This is a genomic window from Halobacillus kuroshimensis DSM 18393 (genome assembly GCF_000425705.1).
GTDB classification, from domain to species: Bacteria; Bacillota; Bacilli; order Bacillales; family Halobacillaceae; genus Halobacillus; species Halobacillus kuroshimensis.
Genome location: NZ_AUDY01000008.1, coordinates 912,999 through 927,628 on the forward strand (window position 1 = coordinate 912,999; position 14,630 = coordinate 927,628).

General features: G+C 46.2%; 16 protein-coding genes. All 16 read right to left on the reverse strand.

Annotated elements, in window-relative coordinates:
* Positions 1 to 15: 15 nt before the first annotated feature.
* Positions 16 to 690, reverse strand: coding sequence for a menaquinol-cytochrome c reductase cytochrome b subunit (qcrB, locus tag H615_RS0106620; protein ID WP_027954406.1), 675 nt, complete (start codon positions 688 to 690; stop codon positions 16 to 18).
* A gap of 3 nt (positions 691 to 693) precedes the next feature.
* On the reverse strand, positions 694 to 1,200 hold the full coding sequence (locus H615_RS0106625; protein ID WP_027954407.1) for a QcrA and Rieske domain-containing protein: 507 nt from the start codon (positions 1,198 to 1,200) through the stop codon (positions 694 to 696).
* 134 nt (positions 1,201 to 1,334) lie between these two features.
* Positions 1,335 to 1,790 (reverse strand): YpiF family protein, encoded by a 456-nt coding sequence (locus H615_RS0106630; RefSeq protein WP_027954408.1) that lies wholly within the window; start codon positions 1,788 to 1,790, stop codon positions 1,335 to 1,337.
* A 100-nt stretch (positions 1,791 to 1,890) separates the two neighbouring features.
* The gene (locus tag H615_RS0106635) at positions 1,891 to 2,451 is read right to left on the reverse strand and encodes a ReoY family proteolytic degradation factor (RefSeq protein ID WP_027954409.1); all 561 of its coding nucleotides are present in this window, start codon (positions 2,449 to 2,451) and stop codon (positions 1,891 to 1,893) included.
* Between the two features lie 30 nt (positions 2,452 to 2,481).
* On the reverse strand, positions 2,482 to 3,735 hold the full coding sequence (locus H615_RS0106640) for a tetratricopeptide repeat protein (protein WP_027954410.1): 1,254 nt from the start codon (positions 3,733 to 3,735) through the stop codon (positions 2,482 to 2,484).
* 645 nt (positions 3,736 to 4,380) lie between these two features.
* Entirely contained in the window at positions 4,381 to 5,670 is a 1,290-nt protein-coding gene (aroA, locus tag H615_RS0106645; protein ID WP_027954411.1) for a 3-phosphoshikimate 1-carboxyvinyltransferase, read from the reverse strand.
* A gap of 17 nt (positions 5,671 to 5,687) precedes the next feature.
* Positions 5,688 to 6,788 (reverse strand): prephenate dehydrogenase, encoded by a 1,101-nt coding sequence (locus tag H615_RS0106650; RefSeq protein ID WP_027954412.1) that lies wholly within the window; start codon positions 6,786 to 6,788, stop codon positions 5,688 to 5,690.
* Positions 6,785 to 7,882 carry a histidinol-phosphate transaminase gene (gene hisC / locus H615_RS0106655; protein WP_027954413.1) on the reverse strand — a complete coding sequence of 366 codons (1,098 nt, stop codon included), beginning with the start codon at positions 7,880 to 7,882 and terminating at the stop codon, positions 6,785 to 6,787. The genes H615_RS0106650 and hisC overlap by 4 nt, the downstream gene beginning before the upstream one ends.
* Positions 7,883 to 7,895: 13 nt before the next feature.
* A complete protein-coding gene (gene aroH / locus H615_RS0106660) occupies positions 7,896 to 8,258 on the reverse strand; it encodes a chorismate mutase (protein ID WP_027954414.1) in 363 nt (120 codons plus the stop codon).
* Positions 8,258 to 9,337, reverse strand: a complete 1,080-nt coding sequence (gene aroB / locus H615_RS0106665; protein ID WP_027954415.1) for a 3-dehydroquinate synthase — start codon at positions 9,335 to 9,337, stop codon at positions 8,258 to 8,260. Before aroB ends, aroH begins: the two co-directional genes overlap by 1 nt.
* On the reverse strand, positions 9,337 to 10,506 hold the full coding sequence (gene aroC / locus H615_RS0106670; protein ID WP_027954416.1) for a chorismate synthase: 1,170 nt from the start codon (positions 10,504 to 10,506) through the stop codon (positions 9,337 to 9,339). Before aroC ends, aroB begins: the two co-directional genes overlap by 1 nt.
* Before the next feature lie 119 nt (positions 10,507 to 10,625).
* A complete protein-coding gene (locus tag H615_RS0106675) occupies positions 10,626 to 11,438 on the reverse strand; it encodes a CheR family methyltransferase (protein WP_027954417.1) in 813 nt (270 codons plus the stop codon).
* A gap of 109 nt (positions 11,439 to 11,547) precedes the next feature.
* The gene (ndk, locus tag H615_RS0106680; RefSeq protein ID WP_027954418.1) at positions 11,548 to 11,997 is read right to left on the reverse strand and encodes a nucleoside-diphosphate kinase; all 450 of its coding nucleotides are present in this window, start codon (positions 11,995 to 11,997) and stop codon (positions 11,548 to 11,550) included.
* Positions 11,998 to 12,088: 91 nt separating this feature from the next.
* Positions 12,089 to 13,060 carry a heptaprenyl diphosphate synthase component II gene (hepT, locus tag H615_RS0106685; RefSeq protein WP_027954419.1) on the reverse strand — a complete coding sequence of 324 codons (972 nt, stop codon included), beginning with the start codon at positions 13,058 to 13,060 and terminating at the stop codon, positions 12,089 to 12,091.
* A gap of 16 nt (positions 13,061 to 13,076) precedes the next feature.
* Complete coding sequence (locus H615_RS0106690; RefSeq protein ID WP_027954420.1) at positions 13,077 to 13,784, reverse strand: demethylmenaquinone methyltransferase; 708 nt, start codon at positions 13,782 to 13,784, stop codon at positions 13,077 to 13,079.
* Between the two features lie 6 nt (positions 13,785 to 13,790).
* On the reverse strand, positions 13,791 to 14,588 hold the full coding sequence (locus tag H615_RS20975; RefSeq protein WP_242520198.1) for a heptaprenyl diphosphate synthase component 1: 798 nt from the start codon (positions 14,586 to 14,588) through the stop codon (positions 13,791 to 13,793).
* Positions 14,589 to 14,630: the final 42 nt, after the last annotated feature.

Sequence of the window (14,630 nt, forward strand, 5' to 3'; positions counted from 1 at the left end):
CCTTCTTTTGCTATTTTATAGTGGTCCGGAAATACCTTGTTTACGGATTAGGACAAAGTGGAAGGCCATTAATCCGAACAATGCAGCCGGAAGGAAAAATACGTGGATAGCAAAGAAACGTGTAAGCGTTTGAGCACCAACAATCGATGGGTCACCGGCAAGCAGTGTACGGATTTGATCTCCGATAAACGGTGTTGCCGCTGCAATCTCAAGACCTACCTGAGTAGCGAAATAAGCTTTGTTATCCCATGGAAGCAGATATCCTGTAAAACCAAGACCAAGCATGACAAAGAACAATAGGACCCCAATCACCCAGTTCAATTCACGCGGTTTTTTATAAGCGCCTTGGAAGAATACCCGCAGTGTATGTAAGAATAACATCACAATGACGAGACTGGCGCCCCAGTGGTGCATCCCACGTACGATTTGCCCGTAAGCAACCTCTCGTTGTAAGTAATAAACGGATTTCCATGCGTTCTCAATATCTGGTACATAGTACATGGTCAGGAACATTCCGGACAGAATCTGAATGACTGTTACGAAGAATGTAAGACCACCAAAACAGTAAACAAATGCTGAAAAGTGATGCGCCGGGTTGACGTGCTCAGGAACTTCGTGATCCGCTATATCACGCCATAACGGGGTTACATCGACACGCTCGTCCACCCAGTCGTAAATTCTCTGAAGCATGTGTTATGCCCCCCCTCTGTCTTTTGCTTCACCTAAATAAAGCATACCTTCTTTGGTTTCGTGCTCAAAAACAGGTAATGGTGCGGTCGGCGGTGTGCCCGGAACGTTATCGCCGTCTTTTGTATAACGGCCCCCGTGACACGGACAGTAGAACTCATTCGGGTACTCATCATTGGAGCCCCAGTCTACTGTGCAGCCTAAATGGGTGCAGATCGGTGACAGGGCAACGATTTCATCATTGTCATCCTTGTATACCCAGGCTGTTTTCTGTACTTCAGATTCGTACCAGCCGTCCACCTGATCGATGGTCCACTCGAAGCGCTGCGGCTCTTTTGTGATCTCATCGACGGAAGCAACCGATTTCAAATCTCCGCCTTCTTTGGATTTCAAAACGGGATCGATTGCGAACCGAACCATCGGAGCAAGCATACCGGCAGCCATGAAACCGCCTACACCAGTGAGCGTGTAGTTCAGAAACTGACGTCGGGACACCCTCTTTTTATCGCTCATACTTTTCCCCCCTCTATGCTGTAATCCATGCAGCATGGATCGATCACACATGGTTTAACTAGGACATTACCATGATAGCGCAATCTTATAGCCTGGTCAATAAAATATCAAACCTTGTCGGAAGTTTTATCCAGTCACCAATAGGCCTGGATAAGTTCACTGATGCCGCGGGCCTGTTCCTTCACAAATGCCTGTGTTTCTGTCGATTTCATGCTGCCGCTGGACATCCCGGGCACCCAGATTAAACGACCGGCCAGATCATCCTCATGTCTCTTCCAGCCGCTGTCGAACGTAAATAGGAAAACGTGTTCAAACGGCTGTTCCCTGAAACGCTGAATCCACTCATTTAATCTTTCTTTCTCCTTTTCGTATCCACCCTTTAAATAGGCATAGTCAGGGGAAAGAAAGATTCTGCCTCTGTATTCTTTTTCAATCAGGTTCGTAAACACCTGATTCAGCTCCCGTTGAAAAGCCTGCCCGGCCATCTGCTGATCCCCGGCGGGGTCAAATGGTATCAGTGGAATCATTAACGTGTCCACATATTGTTTTTCCGGTAAGTACTGGGTCATATCTGCTTTCGTCCATTTCATAAGTATCCCCTGCCTTTGTTATGTACGTTTTTCTATATTTTACTACATAAAAATAAAAAATAAAGTCAGCGAACATCATAGGATGCTCCTGACTTTATTTTTAATAAAACGCACTCAGTTCCTCTTTCACTTTTTCAAGCCGGCCGCACAACTCGGTAAAAACCGTCCGTTCCCCATTGATCAGGGATTCATCAATCTGTTCTTCAATCTGCTTTCTCCGGTGCTGGAGAAGGCTGATTTTCAACAGCCGGTCTGCTTCATTCTTATCACGGTCGTTCAAATAATAATCTTTGGGAAGGTATGGATTTTCCTCAAGAACAAGCGCATATTTGGAACATTGCTGGGCATTCTCGAAGTTCATCTGAATATAAACCGGCTCCCCCTGATTCATACGAAGATCATGAAAGGATTTTTCCGCATCGTTGGTCATCACCTGACCTTTATAAAACCGGAAAGGGGGATCAGAAACTCCCTGCGCACTAATTTCCATACCACGGGGACAAAACTTCACTTCCTGGACGAAATGAACACTGGATAAAAGAGATTCATGATTCATTAAATAGTTAAGAATCCAGACACTTTCCCTCTTTTTCAACTGAAAGTGATTCAAAAACCAGCGGACAAAATCTTTTTTCTCATCCACAGAAATTGGTGTCTGCATATGCGCCCCTCCTGCGCTTTAGTTTTCCATTTATTCCTCATTCAGACGCTTAACGAAATCCTCGATCTCTGTATCAGCAGGGTCGATGGCAAGGTATTCCTTGAATACACGGACCCCTTCTTCCCTACGGCCGTCCTCAATGAGGAAGTATCCGTAGGATTTGAGAAAGTCGGTGTCTTCCTTAAGGGAAAGATAAGCCTGGCTGTATTGTTCATAGGCTTCCTTGAATCGCTCTTCCTCTTCCAGGGCCAGGGCCAGCTCCCATAGATAATGCGGATCTTCCTCACCTAAGGAGATCAGTTCTTGAATTAAATCGATGATCTGATCATAGTCCTCATCGGATTTATAGTTTTCGATCAGAAACAGAACAGCTTCTTTATAACCGGGATCAAGGGCGACCGCTTCCCGCATGAGACGGTAACCTTCTTCCTTTTTTCCCTGACGGTGGGAAAGACTGCCGGCCAGGTGGTAAAGTTCCTTGTTGAATTCGTCTTTAGCAAGGCCTTTTTGAGCCATATCAAGGGCTTCCTGAGGCATCCCTTCGGACTCATAAGCCTGAGCCAGGTGCGGATAAACCGATTGGAAGTAAGGATCCTTCTCAATCAGCTCCTCCCAGACGTGAATCGCGATATCATTACGGTTTGCCTGGAAAGCCACAAATCCATAACGGAAGAGAACATCCGGATTGTCCTCTTCCACCTTTTGGAAGAATTCCAGCGCCTGCTCAAATTCCCCATTGGCTGCATAGGCTTCAGCCAGTCGTGTGGCCACTTCTATATCACCAATCACAGGCTGATGGTACATAGCATTTTCATAATACGGGATACACTTGGAGTACTCTCCATTTGAAAACGCGAGTTCACCAAGAGCAAAATCAATAATGGCTGAGTTCGGCTCCACGTTTTTAGCAGCCAGAAGTTTTTGTTCGGCTACTTCATACAGCCCCTGGGCCTGATACAGGTCAGCAAGCTGTACCAGCGCCTGAAGATAGTCTTCGTCTTCAGGTCCGAATTGGTTCAGCAGTTCGATTGCTTCATCATCTTCATCTAGATCGATGTGAATTTCTGCCATCATCACTTTCAATTCCTGCTCTTTCGGATAGCGTTGAATCAGTTCGTGAAGCACCATTTTCGCTTCTTCCAGCATTCCCCACTGCATGTACAGTTCTGCAATGGTAAAACGCTCCTCTTCATCCGCCTCTGGCAGATATGTTGTCAGTGTGTGTATTGCATCTTCCGTCTTATGGGCTTCCATTTGACGAATGGCTTTTTGTATTTCCTCCATGATGACATCCTTTCCACGTAAAGCACATACATGTGATTCTTCACTTTATTTAGATCGGATGGGGTTTTCCATCCGTCCGCTCGTATTTTTGTATATTGGAACAGCACTATGATATCTGAAAATATCCTTCTATTCAAACGTTCCGGCTCTCCATCGGAAAACCACGTCTTTCAGATTAATCATACCATAATGTCCATCCAGTGAAGACCACATTTCTGATTAGTCGTTCGACGATATTCCATTCCGCTGACGAATTTTGTCCAAGGTTACCATTCAGGAACGGATAAGATGAAAAGAAGAATAGATGTCAGGGTGCGGATGTCTGTTTATGTACAACAGACAGCTTCATGATGGGGTCATATTCCAGATATCTGCTGCGTAAGCTATTCACTAGGTGTTCAAACCGAAAAAGCAGGTCCCTCTTTTCAGTCATAAACCGCCGTAATATAATCCCACCAGGCCGAATGCGCTTCCATAACCATCAAATCCTGTACGCCCCATCCCTTTCCTCGTGGTGATCCTGCCTGAGACCACATCCCTGGATCATCTTCTCTTTCGTTTCATACAAAGAAGCTCTCTACGATTACATCCACCAGGCAGGCTTTTTATATCGTATGAGAGCTTCAATGAAACTATGAAGTTATTTTAACGGAGTACTTCATTTAAATGTTCGAAAAAGGAAGGATAGGAAATATTGATGCAGTCCTTGTCCTGAATCGTGACCGGCTCTGCACTGATAAGAGAAGCGACAGCACCCATCATACCTATTCTGTGATCACCATAAGAGTGGACACTTCCTCCTGTTAAAGAAGCCCCTCCATGAATGACCATTCCGTCCTCTGTGGCCTCTACTTCTGCGCCGAGCTTTGCAAGAGTGGTCACGACCGCTTCAATACGATCGGTTTCCTTGAATTTCAGTTCTTCCGCATCCTTAATGACAGTTGTTCCTTCAGCTTGTGTCGCAGCAAGCGCAATAATCGGGATTTCGTCAATAAGATTCGGAATCAGCTCACCATCGAGCTGTAGAGCCTTGAGACGGGAGCTTCTAACCCGGACGTCCCCGACCGGCTCGCGCCCAATATAGGTATGGATATCCGTTTCAATATCCGCCCCCATTTTTTTCATCGCCTGAATAATACCGTCCCGTGTAGCGTTCAACCCTACATCTTTAATAATGAGATCACTGCCGGGAACGATGGAAGCAGCGACAATGAAAAATGCGGCTGATGAAATGTCCCCGGGAATTTTTATATCTGATGCCTGTGGCTGCTGACCGCCCTCGATGGTAATGGCAGCGCCCTCTACGTTAAGGTTCACGCCGAATTCAGGAAGGAGCATTTCTGTATGATTTCTTGTCTGTCCGAGTTCGACCACTTTGGTCTCCCCGTCCGCCAGCATGCCTGCAAGAAGGAGCGCTGACTTCACCTGCGCGCTTCTTACGGTGAGCTCATGCACGGTCCCTTCCAATTTACGGCCTCTGAACGCTAGGGGAAGCAGACGATTCTCATCCCTGCCGGTGATGTCCGCTCCCATCTGCTTTAATGGGACGACGACACGGTCCATCGGCCGCTTGGATAAGGACGCATCCCCAAACGCTGTCGTGAATAAAGGTAGCCCTGCTAAAATCCCGCTCATCAATCTTGCGGTTGTGCCGGAGTTACCGAAATTCAATGGCGAAGATGGCTCCTTGAGGCCTTGAATTCCTCTTCCATATACCGTCAGACGGTCATCCTGCTGATCAATTCTGACACCCATTTCTCGAAAAGCTTCGACAGTCCGAAGGCAGTCCTCTCCCGTTAGAAAATTGGTAATATGAGAGGTTCCCTCCGCTAATCCTGAAAATATAACAGACCGGTGGGATATTGATTTATCGCCAGGGACAGACATGGTCCCCTGCAGCTGCTTCTGTGTCGGCTGCAATTGTATATCCGTCATTCTTCTGCCTCCCTTGTTTACTGCTGCACCATTACTTCATATTTTTTCTCCTGCAGGACTTTATGACTCAGCTTCTGCTCTTCGCTTGTAGCAAAGCTTACACGGAGAACCCCTGTAATCCCTTCACGGATTTCGAGGATTTGAATGTTTTTTATGCTGATTCCTTCCGCAGCCAAAAGACCGATTACATCATGGATAGCTCCCGGCTGGTCATGAATATCTACATAAATGTCATAAAAAGCTGGAATAGCTCCCTTTTCCTTCACAGGAAGGCCGTCACGGTAAAGCTTGGCTTCTTTTAAATATTCATATGTTTCCTCTTCCGCCTCCTCCTTAAGAAAGGTGCGGACTTTATCCATTTCATTGATCCAATCTTCCAGCATCGCAATAAGGAGGTCCCTGTTTTGAAAGAAAATATCCTGCCAGAGCTTCGGGTTGCTGGAAGCAATCCGGGTGATATCCTTAAAACCGCCGGCAGCCAGGTGTTCAATGTATGGGTGGGTTTCCTGCCAAACCTTCGCCTGATGGACGAGAGAGGAAGCAATCAAATGTGGGAAGTGGGAAATGACCGCAGTCATTTCATCATGTTCACTTGTCGAAAACGTCAGGAAACGGGCGTTTGTTTCGGATAGTAAATCCTTAAGCCTGTCCGCTTCTGCCTTTGTGCTATTAAGGGCGGGCGTGAGAACGTATATCGCATTTTCAAACAGATGAGGTTTCGCCGCTGTATAGCCCTGCTTGTGTGAGCCGGCCATTGGATGGCCGCCCACAAAGGAAAGCAGAGGATGTGTCAGGCGGTCCGCTGCTTTTAAAACCTGATTTTTGACAGATGACACATCCGTAACAAGCAGCGGTTTAGTCAGCTCCACGTTCTCCAGCTGATGGAGAAAATCAATGGTGACTGAAATAGGCGTAGCCAGGATACATACATCCGCCTCCACAACTGCTTTAGAAAAGTTAAAAGATGCCTGGTCAATGACGCCCTGTTTCAGCGCCATATTCAAAGCTGCTTCGTCTCCGTCCATACCGATGACAAAAACATCTTCTTTTTTTGATACATTCATAGCAATCGATCCGCCGATTAACCCTAAACCGACGATCAGGACTGTCTGTTTCATGACTGCTTAACCATTTCCAGCTTCTTTTTCATTGCCTGTTGAATCTGGAGCATGTCATCTTCTCTGCCGATGGTCAATCGTATGGAATTCGGCAGTCCAAGCGCTTCACCGGAGCGAACGATAAACCCTTGAGTAAGGAGGTATTCAAACATCTCATCCCCGCTGATAGGAAGCTGGATCAAAAGGAAGTTCGCTTGTGTATCGTAATAGCCCAGATCGTTTTCATCACAGAAACGCATCAAGGCTTGTTTATTTTTATGGGTAGCTTCCACCGTTGTCGTTATAAATTCCTGATCGTCCAGAGCAAGTATAGCAGCAGCCTGGGCGACTGTGGAGGTATTGAACGGTTCTCTTGCTGGTTCCAGTACCTGGATGACATCCGCAGCGGCCAACCCAAAACCGATACGCAGGCCGGCAAGACCATAAGCTTTTGAAAAGGTACGGAGAACCATTAAGTTCGGGTATTGATTTAATGCGGAGACCGCATCAAAAGAATCTTCCGCTTCCAGGTATTCGTAGTAGGCTTCATCAAGCACGACCAGCACATGTTCGGGCACTCTGGCCAGCACGTCTTTTATCGTTTCTTCATTGATATGAACCCCTGTTGGGTTATTCGGAGTACAGATCCAGAAAACACGCGTGTCTTCATCAATTTGACGAATCATTTCCTCGAGATCATGATGGCCGCCCTTCAACGGAACTTCCCTTACTTCTGCACCTTCTATCAAGGCATTGTGACGGTACTGAGGGAACGTTGGAGAAGCCATAACCGTATTGGCACCAGGCTCAAGGAATGTGCGGCAGATGATTTGGACAACTTCATCCGATCCATTTCCAAAAATGATCTGATTCTCGTCCACGCCAAGAAAACTGGAAACCTTAGTCCTGACACCCGCTGCATAGCCGTCCGGATAAATTTCCAGTTTGGAAACGAGCTTCGGAAGCTCCTCCTTTACCACAGGAGAAAAGCCGTATGGGTTTTCGTTGGAAGCCAATTTGACAATACGGTCAAGCCCATACTCTTTTTTCACCTCTTCAATGCCTTTACCGGGTTTATAAGGTTTCATCGTCTTAAGAATATCTTTTGCTTTCATGAAAAAACTCCTCTCAACTCTTTAAATCAGGGCGAAGTTGAACGGCCTGATGATGATATACATGCTGGATCTGTGCCTGCTCAATCTCGGTCCGGGCCGTCACCATCACCCGGATGCATTTTTTCAGGCTGCCAGGTACGGGGATTTCCCTCATGCACATGACGGGCACATACGTCCAACCATCCATCTGCCTCAAGCTTTTCGCTGGAAAGGTATCTGTTAAATCTTCGGTAACGGTAAAGTAAACGGACACGACATCATCCGCATCCAGCTGATTAGCCGTAATGATCGCCTGCATCATTTCTAATGAACGGTTGACGATTTCATCCTGTTCATTGTTTTCGACGGTCGTAGCTCCTCTGATTCCTCTGATCATCATCCGTTCCCCACCTCTTCTATGACACATTTTAATTCATTTAACAGGAGACTGTCATCCATGGCCTGGACATAGGGATGTCCTACGCCATCCAGCAGAACAAAGTTAATCTGCCTGCCGATCGTTTTCTTATCCCACTTCATACGATCCACCAGCTTTTCAGCATCAAGGCCTCTCAGTAGATCAAGGGGATATTCATTTTTTCTCAACCAGTTTACATAATCATTTACTCGTAAATCTTCGTCGCTTTTCCTGCTGCTTAATTTCAAAGCATACAAAAGCCCGAGGGCTACAGCTTCTCCATGTGTCACTCTGCCATAACCGAGCTCTGATTCAATGGCGTGGGCGAGTGTGTGTCCGAGATTCAAGTACTGGCGGATATCCGCTTCCTTTTCGTCTTTTTCCACGATAGAGGCCTTCACTTGAATGCCTCTATATAAATCTTCCTCCAGCTGCCTGCTTGTCAAGGTATCCAGCGACACATCAAGAAGGCTTTCAAGCCAGTTTACATCACTTAGGAAAGCGTGTTTAATGACTTCTCCATAACCTGAGCGGATTTCCTTCCGGGAAAGTGTAGCGATGGTTTCAAGGTCATAAACAACTTTCTGAGGGTTGAAAAAGCTCCCGATAAGATTTTTACCTCTCGGATGATTGATGGCTACTTTCCCGCCGACACTGCTGTCATGAGCCAGAATCGTAGTCGGAACTTGGATATAATCGATACCTCTTAAGTACGTTGAAGCGGTAAAGCCCGCGAGGTCACCAATCATACCGCCGCCAAGGGCGATGATCAATGAGCGGCGGTCCAGCTGATGAGTCGTGCAGGCATCCAGGAGCTGCTCATAACTTTCCATACTTTTCGATGCTTCCCCACTTGGGACCACAGCCGTATGGACGTGTTGTCCACCGGTAAACGACTGCCTCACATCTTCGAGGTAATAATCCGATACCTGATCATCGGTGATGATCAGGATGGACTGATAATCTTTTTCCAGCATGTCAGGAATTCTATGACGGATCCCTTCCCCGAGGACAACCTCATATTCATGTGTAGTTGCCTTGATCTGTAATGTCTTCATCAAAAATCCCTGATTTCTTTTCTGTAATCATCAACCGCCCGCTTAAGACGTGGGAAATAATCGGATGGAAATTCTTCTGTAATCGCTTTGGCCAGTTCAAAAGCAACGATATGTTCCATTACAACAGACGCTGCCGGTACTGCACACGAATCTGAACGCTCGATACTTGCATTAAATGGCTCTTTCGATTCGATATCAACACTCTGCAGAGGCTTGTATAACGTCGGAATTGGCTTCATAACGCCTTTGACCACAATCGGCATCCCAGTAGTCATCCCGCCTTCAAACCCGCCAAGACGGTTCGTCCTGCGTGTGTAACCTTCCTCTTCACTCCAAAGGATCTCATCATGGACCTGGCTTCCTGGTTTTCTTGCTGCTTCAAAACCAATTCCAAATTCCACCCCTTTGTAGGCATTGATACTCATTACGGCCTGGGCAATTTTAGCATCAAGCTTCCGGTCGTACTGAACATAAGAGCCAAGCCCTGCAGGCATCCCTTCTACGTATACCTCAGTGACGCCTCCGATGGAATCTCCATCCTTCTTCGCATCATCAATGGCTTTCATCATTTTTTCAGCCGCCTGTTCGTCAAATGTACGGACAGGAGACGCTTCGGAAATTTCACGGCGTTCACTCAGAGTAAGATTTTCATCTACATCACTGACGATGCCTGCAATTTCTCTTACATAGCCGGCAACTTCAATACCAAGTTCTTTCAGGAGGACTTTCGCGACCGCTCCTGCTCCTACCCTTGCAGCTGTTTCTCTTGCTGAAGAACGCTCCAGCACATTCCGCATATCACGGTGACCATATTTCATTCCGCCATTAAGATCGGCGTGACCCGGACGGGGCTTCGTTACAGTCCGTCGGATTTTATCTGTGCCTTCTGGAAGTGGATCTTCTCCCATAATATCTGTCCAATGCTTAAAGTCATCATTATGTACAACAAGCGTAATGGGTGACCCTAACGTATATCCATGTCTTACACCACTTGTAATTTCTACGAGATCTTTTTCAATCTGCATCCGTTTTCCACGACCGTAGCCACCCTGGCGGCGTATGAGTGATTCATTGATCTGTTCCCTCAACAGTGGAAGATGAGAGGGGATGCCTTCCAGTATTGTTGTCAGTTGTTTTCCGTGTGATTCACCAGCGGTTAAGTAGCGCATGAATATTGTACCTCCTGTATAGGTACCCCCGGATATAACGGGGGATAAATTTTAGATACTACTATATCATAAGGAATCCCGTTTGTAACATCGAAAAATTCAATTTTTTTATTAATCTTTCATGAAAACGCTTTTACATCCAGGGCTGCAGATGTTCTATTTACTTTCTGGTAAAAAAAGGTGTCGAAAACCTTGAAATGATAGTGTTCCGGCGAAAAAATCTGCTCCGTACTGCCTACAAAGAAAATTCCATCCGTCTCCAAAGCCTGGTTGAATTTAAAGTATAATTCTTTTTTGGCCTCTTCCGTAAAATAAATCATGACATTGCGGCAGACGATCAGGTCGCACCTGGAAGGGAAAGCATCGGCCAGCAGATTGTGTTCCTTAAACACAACACGGCTCCTGATATCTTCATGAACACGGTAAAATGAACCCTCTTTAGTAAAGTGCGCCTGCTTAATTTCATCAGGAACTTCTTTGAGTGACCGCTCGTGATACACGCCTTCTTTCGCACGTGCCAGAGCTTGAGGGTCTATGTCTGTAGCGATAATTTCCAACTGTTCCCGAGGAAAAAAACGCGATAGGATCATCGCCAGCGTATAAGGCTCCTCCCCCGTAGAACAAGCGGCACTCCATACGCGTAGACGTTTATTCTTTTTCAATAAATGAGGGATCACTTTCTTTTCCAGAACATCAAAACGCTGCCGATTCCGGTAAAATTCAGAGACGTTGATGGTGACCTTGTTCATCAACTCTTCCAAAAGCTCCCGGTCTCCCTCCATAGCTTGAAAATAGCTGAAAAAACTGCGGTACCCTCTTTTGTCACGCAGTGAGGTAAGTCTCCGTTTCATCTGCGTCTCTTTATAGAGAGAAAGATCAATGCCTGTCTTTGCAAAAATATTTTCCATAAAGCTTATGTAATCATCTGTCATCCCCGTGCCCCCTGCTTCTATAATCTACCTTTAAGATTACGCTACCGCCTGCTTATTGTAAATATAGAGAGGTAGAAACAAAAAAACCGCCCGCAGGCGGTTTTATCGTTCATTCATAGACCCAGGCAAGGCTGTCTTTTTGATAATCGACCAGTTCTCCTTCGTTGAAGAACAAGGAAATTTCTCTTTCTGCACTTTCTTTTGAATCGGAGCCATGGATGACATTCTTCCCAACGATCATACCAAAGTCCCCGCGGATCGTCCCAGGAGCAGCGTCTGAAGGCTTTGTAGCCCCCATCATCTGTCGTGCGGCCGCTATGACATCCTCACCTTCCCATACCATTGCAAATACAGGACCGGAAGTGATGAATTCGACCAATTCGCCAAAGAAAGGCTTCTCTTTATGCTCGCCATAATGCTCTTGTGCCAATTCCTCAGGAATAGACATCAGCTTGGCGCCGGCCAGCTTGAAACCTTTCCGCTCGAATCTGCCTGTGATTTCTCCAATCAAATTACGCTGTACACCGTCGGGTTTTACCATTAAAAAAGTCTTTTCCATGACAAACACCTCATCTTATGTATAGTCTGAAAGCGCTTTTAATAAGTGCCATAAAAAAGTCTATCAAACAATGAAAGGAAAGGCAATAGAATCATGCCCTTCTTTTTCCAATATACTTGGCAATCCCTTTCAAAGTCTGTTTGGCACGTCCTGCTGGAAGCTCATGTAATGACTGATAGGCTTTCTGAAGATACAGGTCGCTGATTTCAAGGGATCGTTCAATCGAACCATTTGTCTGGATGGTCCGGATTAGAGGTTTCAGTTTTTCTGTCGTTTCCTCTTCTGTCCCTGTGAAAGCTTCCTGAAGCTGCTTCTTGAAGAGTGGGTCTTCCATAGAAAGAAGCACGGGCAATGTCACATTTCCCTGCAGAAGGTCACTGCCTGCCGGCTTACCCAGCTCCTCTTCAGAAGCTGTAAAGTCCAGCACATCATCGATGATCTGATAAGACATTCCTACATTGTAGCCATATCGGTAAAGAGCTTTTTCTCTCTCTTCATCAACATTCGCTGCAATGGCTCCGAGACGGCAGCTGGCCGCAATAAGCAGAGCCGTTTTCCTTTTGATCCGTCGTAAGTAAGTGCGGAAATTTTGGTGGACATTGTATTTGTCCTTAATCTGTTCAATTTCACCAAGGCACAATTCCACCATCGTTCCAGCGAGAATCTGATGGGCCTTCGGGTTTTCAAGTACCGACAGCGTTTCCAGAGAGCGCGCAAATATGTAATCCCCTGTATACATCGCAATGCGGTTATCCCACCTTGCTTTAATGGTTGGTTCCCCTCTTCTCAGCTCCGCTTCATCTATGACATCATCATGGACGAGAGAGGCTGTATGTATCAGCTCTAAAGAAACAGCAACGGCTTTCATTCGTTCAATATCATAATCGCCGAATTTGCCCCCGAGAAGAACGAAGACAGGGCGGATTCTCTTGCCGCCTGCCTGGAGAAGCTGACTGGACGCATCTCTTAAAACCGTATTGTTGGACTGAATGGTATCATTGACTGCATCTTCAATCACAGCCAGGTCATTTTTTAGAAAAGAGTAGATCATGGCTAATTTCATTCTAGTTCATCCTCGGTTAAAGCTTTTCACCCATATGCATAGCTGCTACGCCGCCTGTATAGGATTTGACAATGACGTTGGAAAGGCCGGCTTCCTCAAACATCATTTTTAATTCTTTCTTGCCGGGAAAGTCCTTGGCTGATTCATGAAGCCAGCTGTACTCCTGATAACTCTTTGCGAACACCCTGCCGAAAAGCGGCATGATATTTCCGAAATAGAAGTAATACATCCGTTTAAAAAAAGGATTTGTCGGCTGGGAGGTTTCCAAACAGACGACTTTACCGCCGGGCTTGACCACCCGGTACATTTCCCGCAGCACCTGCTGGTAGTCAGGTACGTTCCTTAAACCAAATCCAATGGTTACAAAATCGAATTGATCATCCTCAAACGGAAGAGCCATCGCATTTCCATGCTGAAACTCAACCTGGCGCACTCGACCGGCCAGCTTTTTCTTTATACCGACAGAGAGCATGTTCTCACTGAAATCCAGGCCGGTGACTTTCCCATTGCTGCTGACAGATTCTGCCAAAGCCATTGTCCAGTCTCCTGTCCCGCAACAGACGTCAAGGGCCGTATCGCCCGGCTGGACATTCATGCGCTTCATGACGTCCCTGCGCCAAAGCCTGTGCTGTTGGAAAGAAATAATGGAATTCATACTATCATAACGTTCGTATATTTTCTCAAACACATGGTGTACCCGTTCTTCTTTCGTTTGTGGATCCATAATTACTTACCCTTCTTCCGCGATCTGTCTATGATTAAATTGATGGTGAATAGCTGCATGGACGTAGGATTTCAGCCAGTTGAAATGAATGGGCAGCTGAGCTACCGCGGCCTCAAGATGGTTTACATGACTCTGCACCATCTGTTCGAGGCTTCCGATCACCTGTCCGTGATTCCCGAAAAGGCCGGGCCTTTTCACAAGGGCTTCGATCAACGGCGATACGTTCCCTTCCTGATAACTGCGTTTTTCCTCCATCAATTTCTTAGCCAGCAGCCATTCCCCTGCCATGTCATTGATGGCTGTTTTTTGAACATACGCACCTACTCTTTGTATGAGCAGCGATTCAATTTTCTTCACACCATCCAGAAATTCCTGAAAAGACTCCACATCCTTATAGTAGAGTTCCATCTTGAGCTCATTGATTTCCTTGATGGCTCCCGCAAGGGTATGAATCATTGGAATATCATTCAACTGGGATAATAAATAATAGTAGAGCCCGCTGAAATAATCACCAGCCAGAACCGTGAGCTGGCGGTGCCTTACTGTTTCTTTGTCATCCTCGTCATCAGTCAAGGTAACCAGATCATGGGTGTCCAGAGCAATTTGTACGAGCATGGTCGTAATAATATACTGCTCTTTCTTCTCCACCGGCAGTGTTGTATGGTTCATAATGGAAGATAAGATAACAAGTTTGTCGTCATCGATGTGCGGCTCAGGTATAAAACGAACCAAATAAGGATGGCGGACCTTGGCTGCGATTTTACTTTTGAGCTGCTTAATATCGTTATCTGAAGAATTCAACATGATCACCCGGTCCCTTCCCGAACACTAATAAACATTCCTATT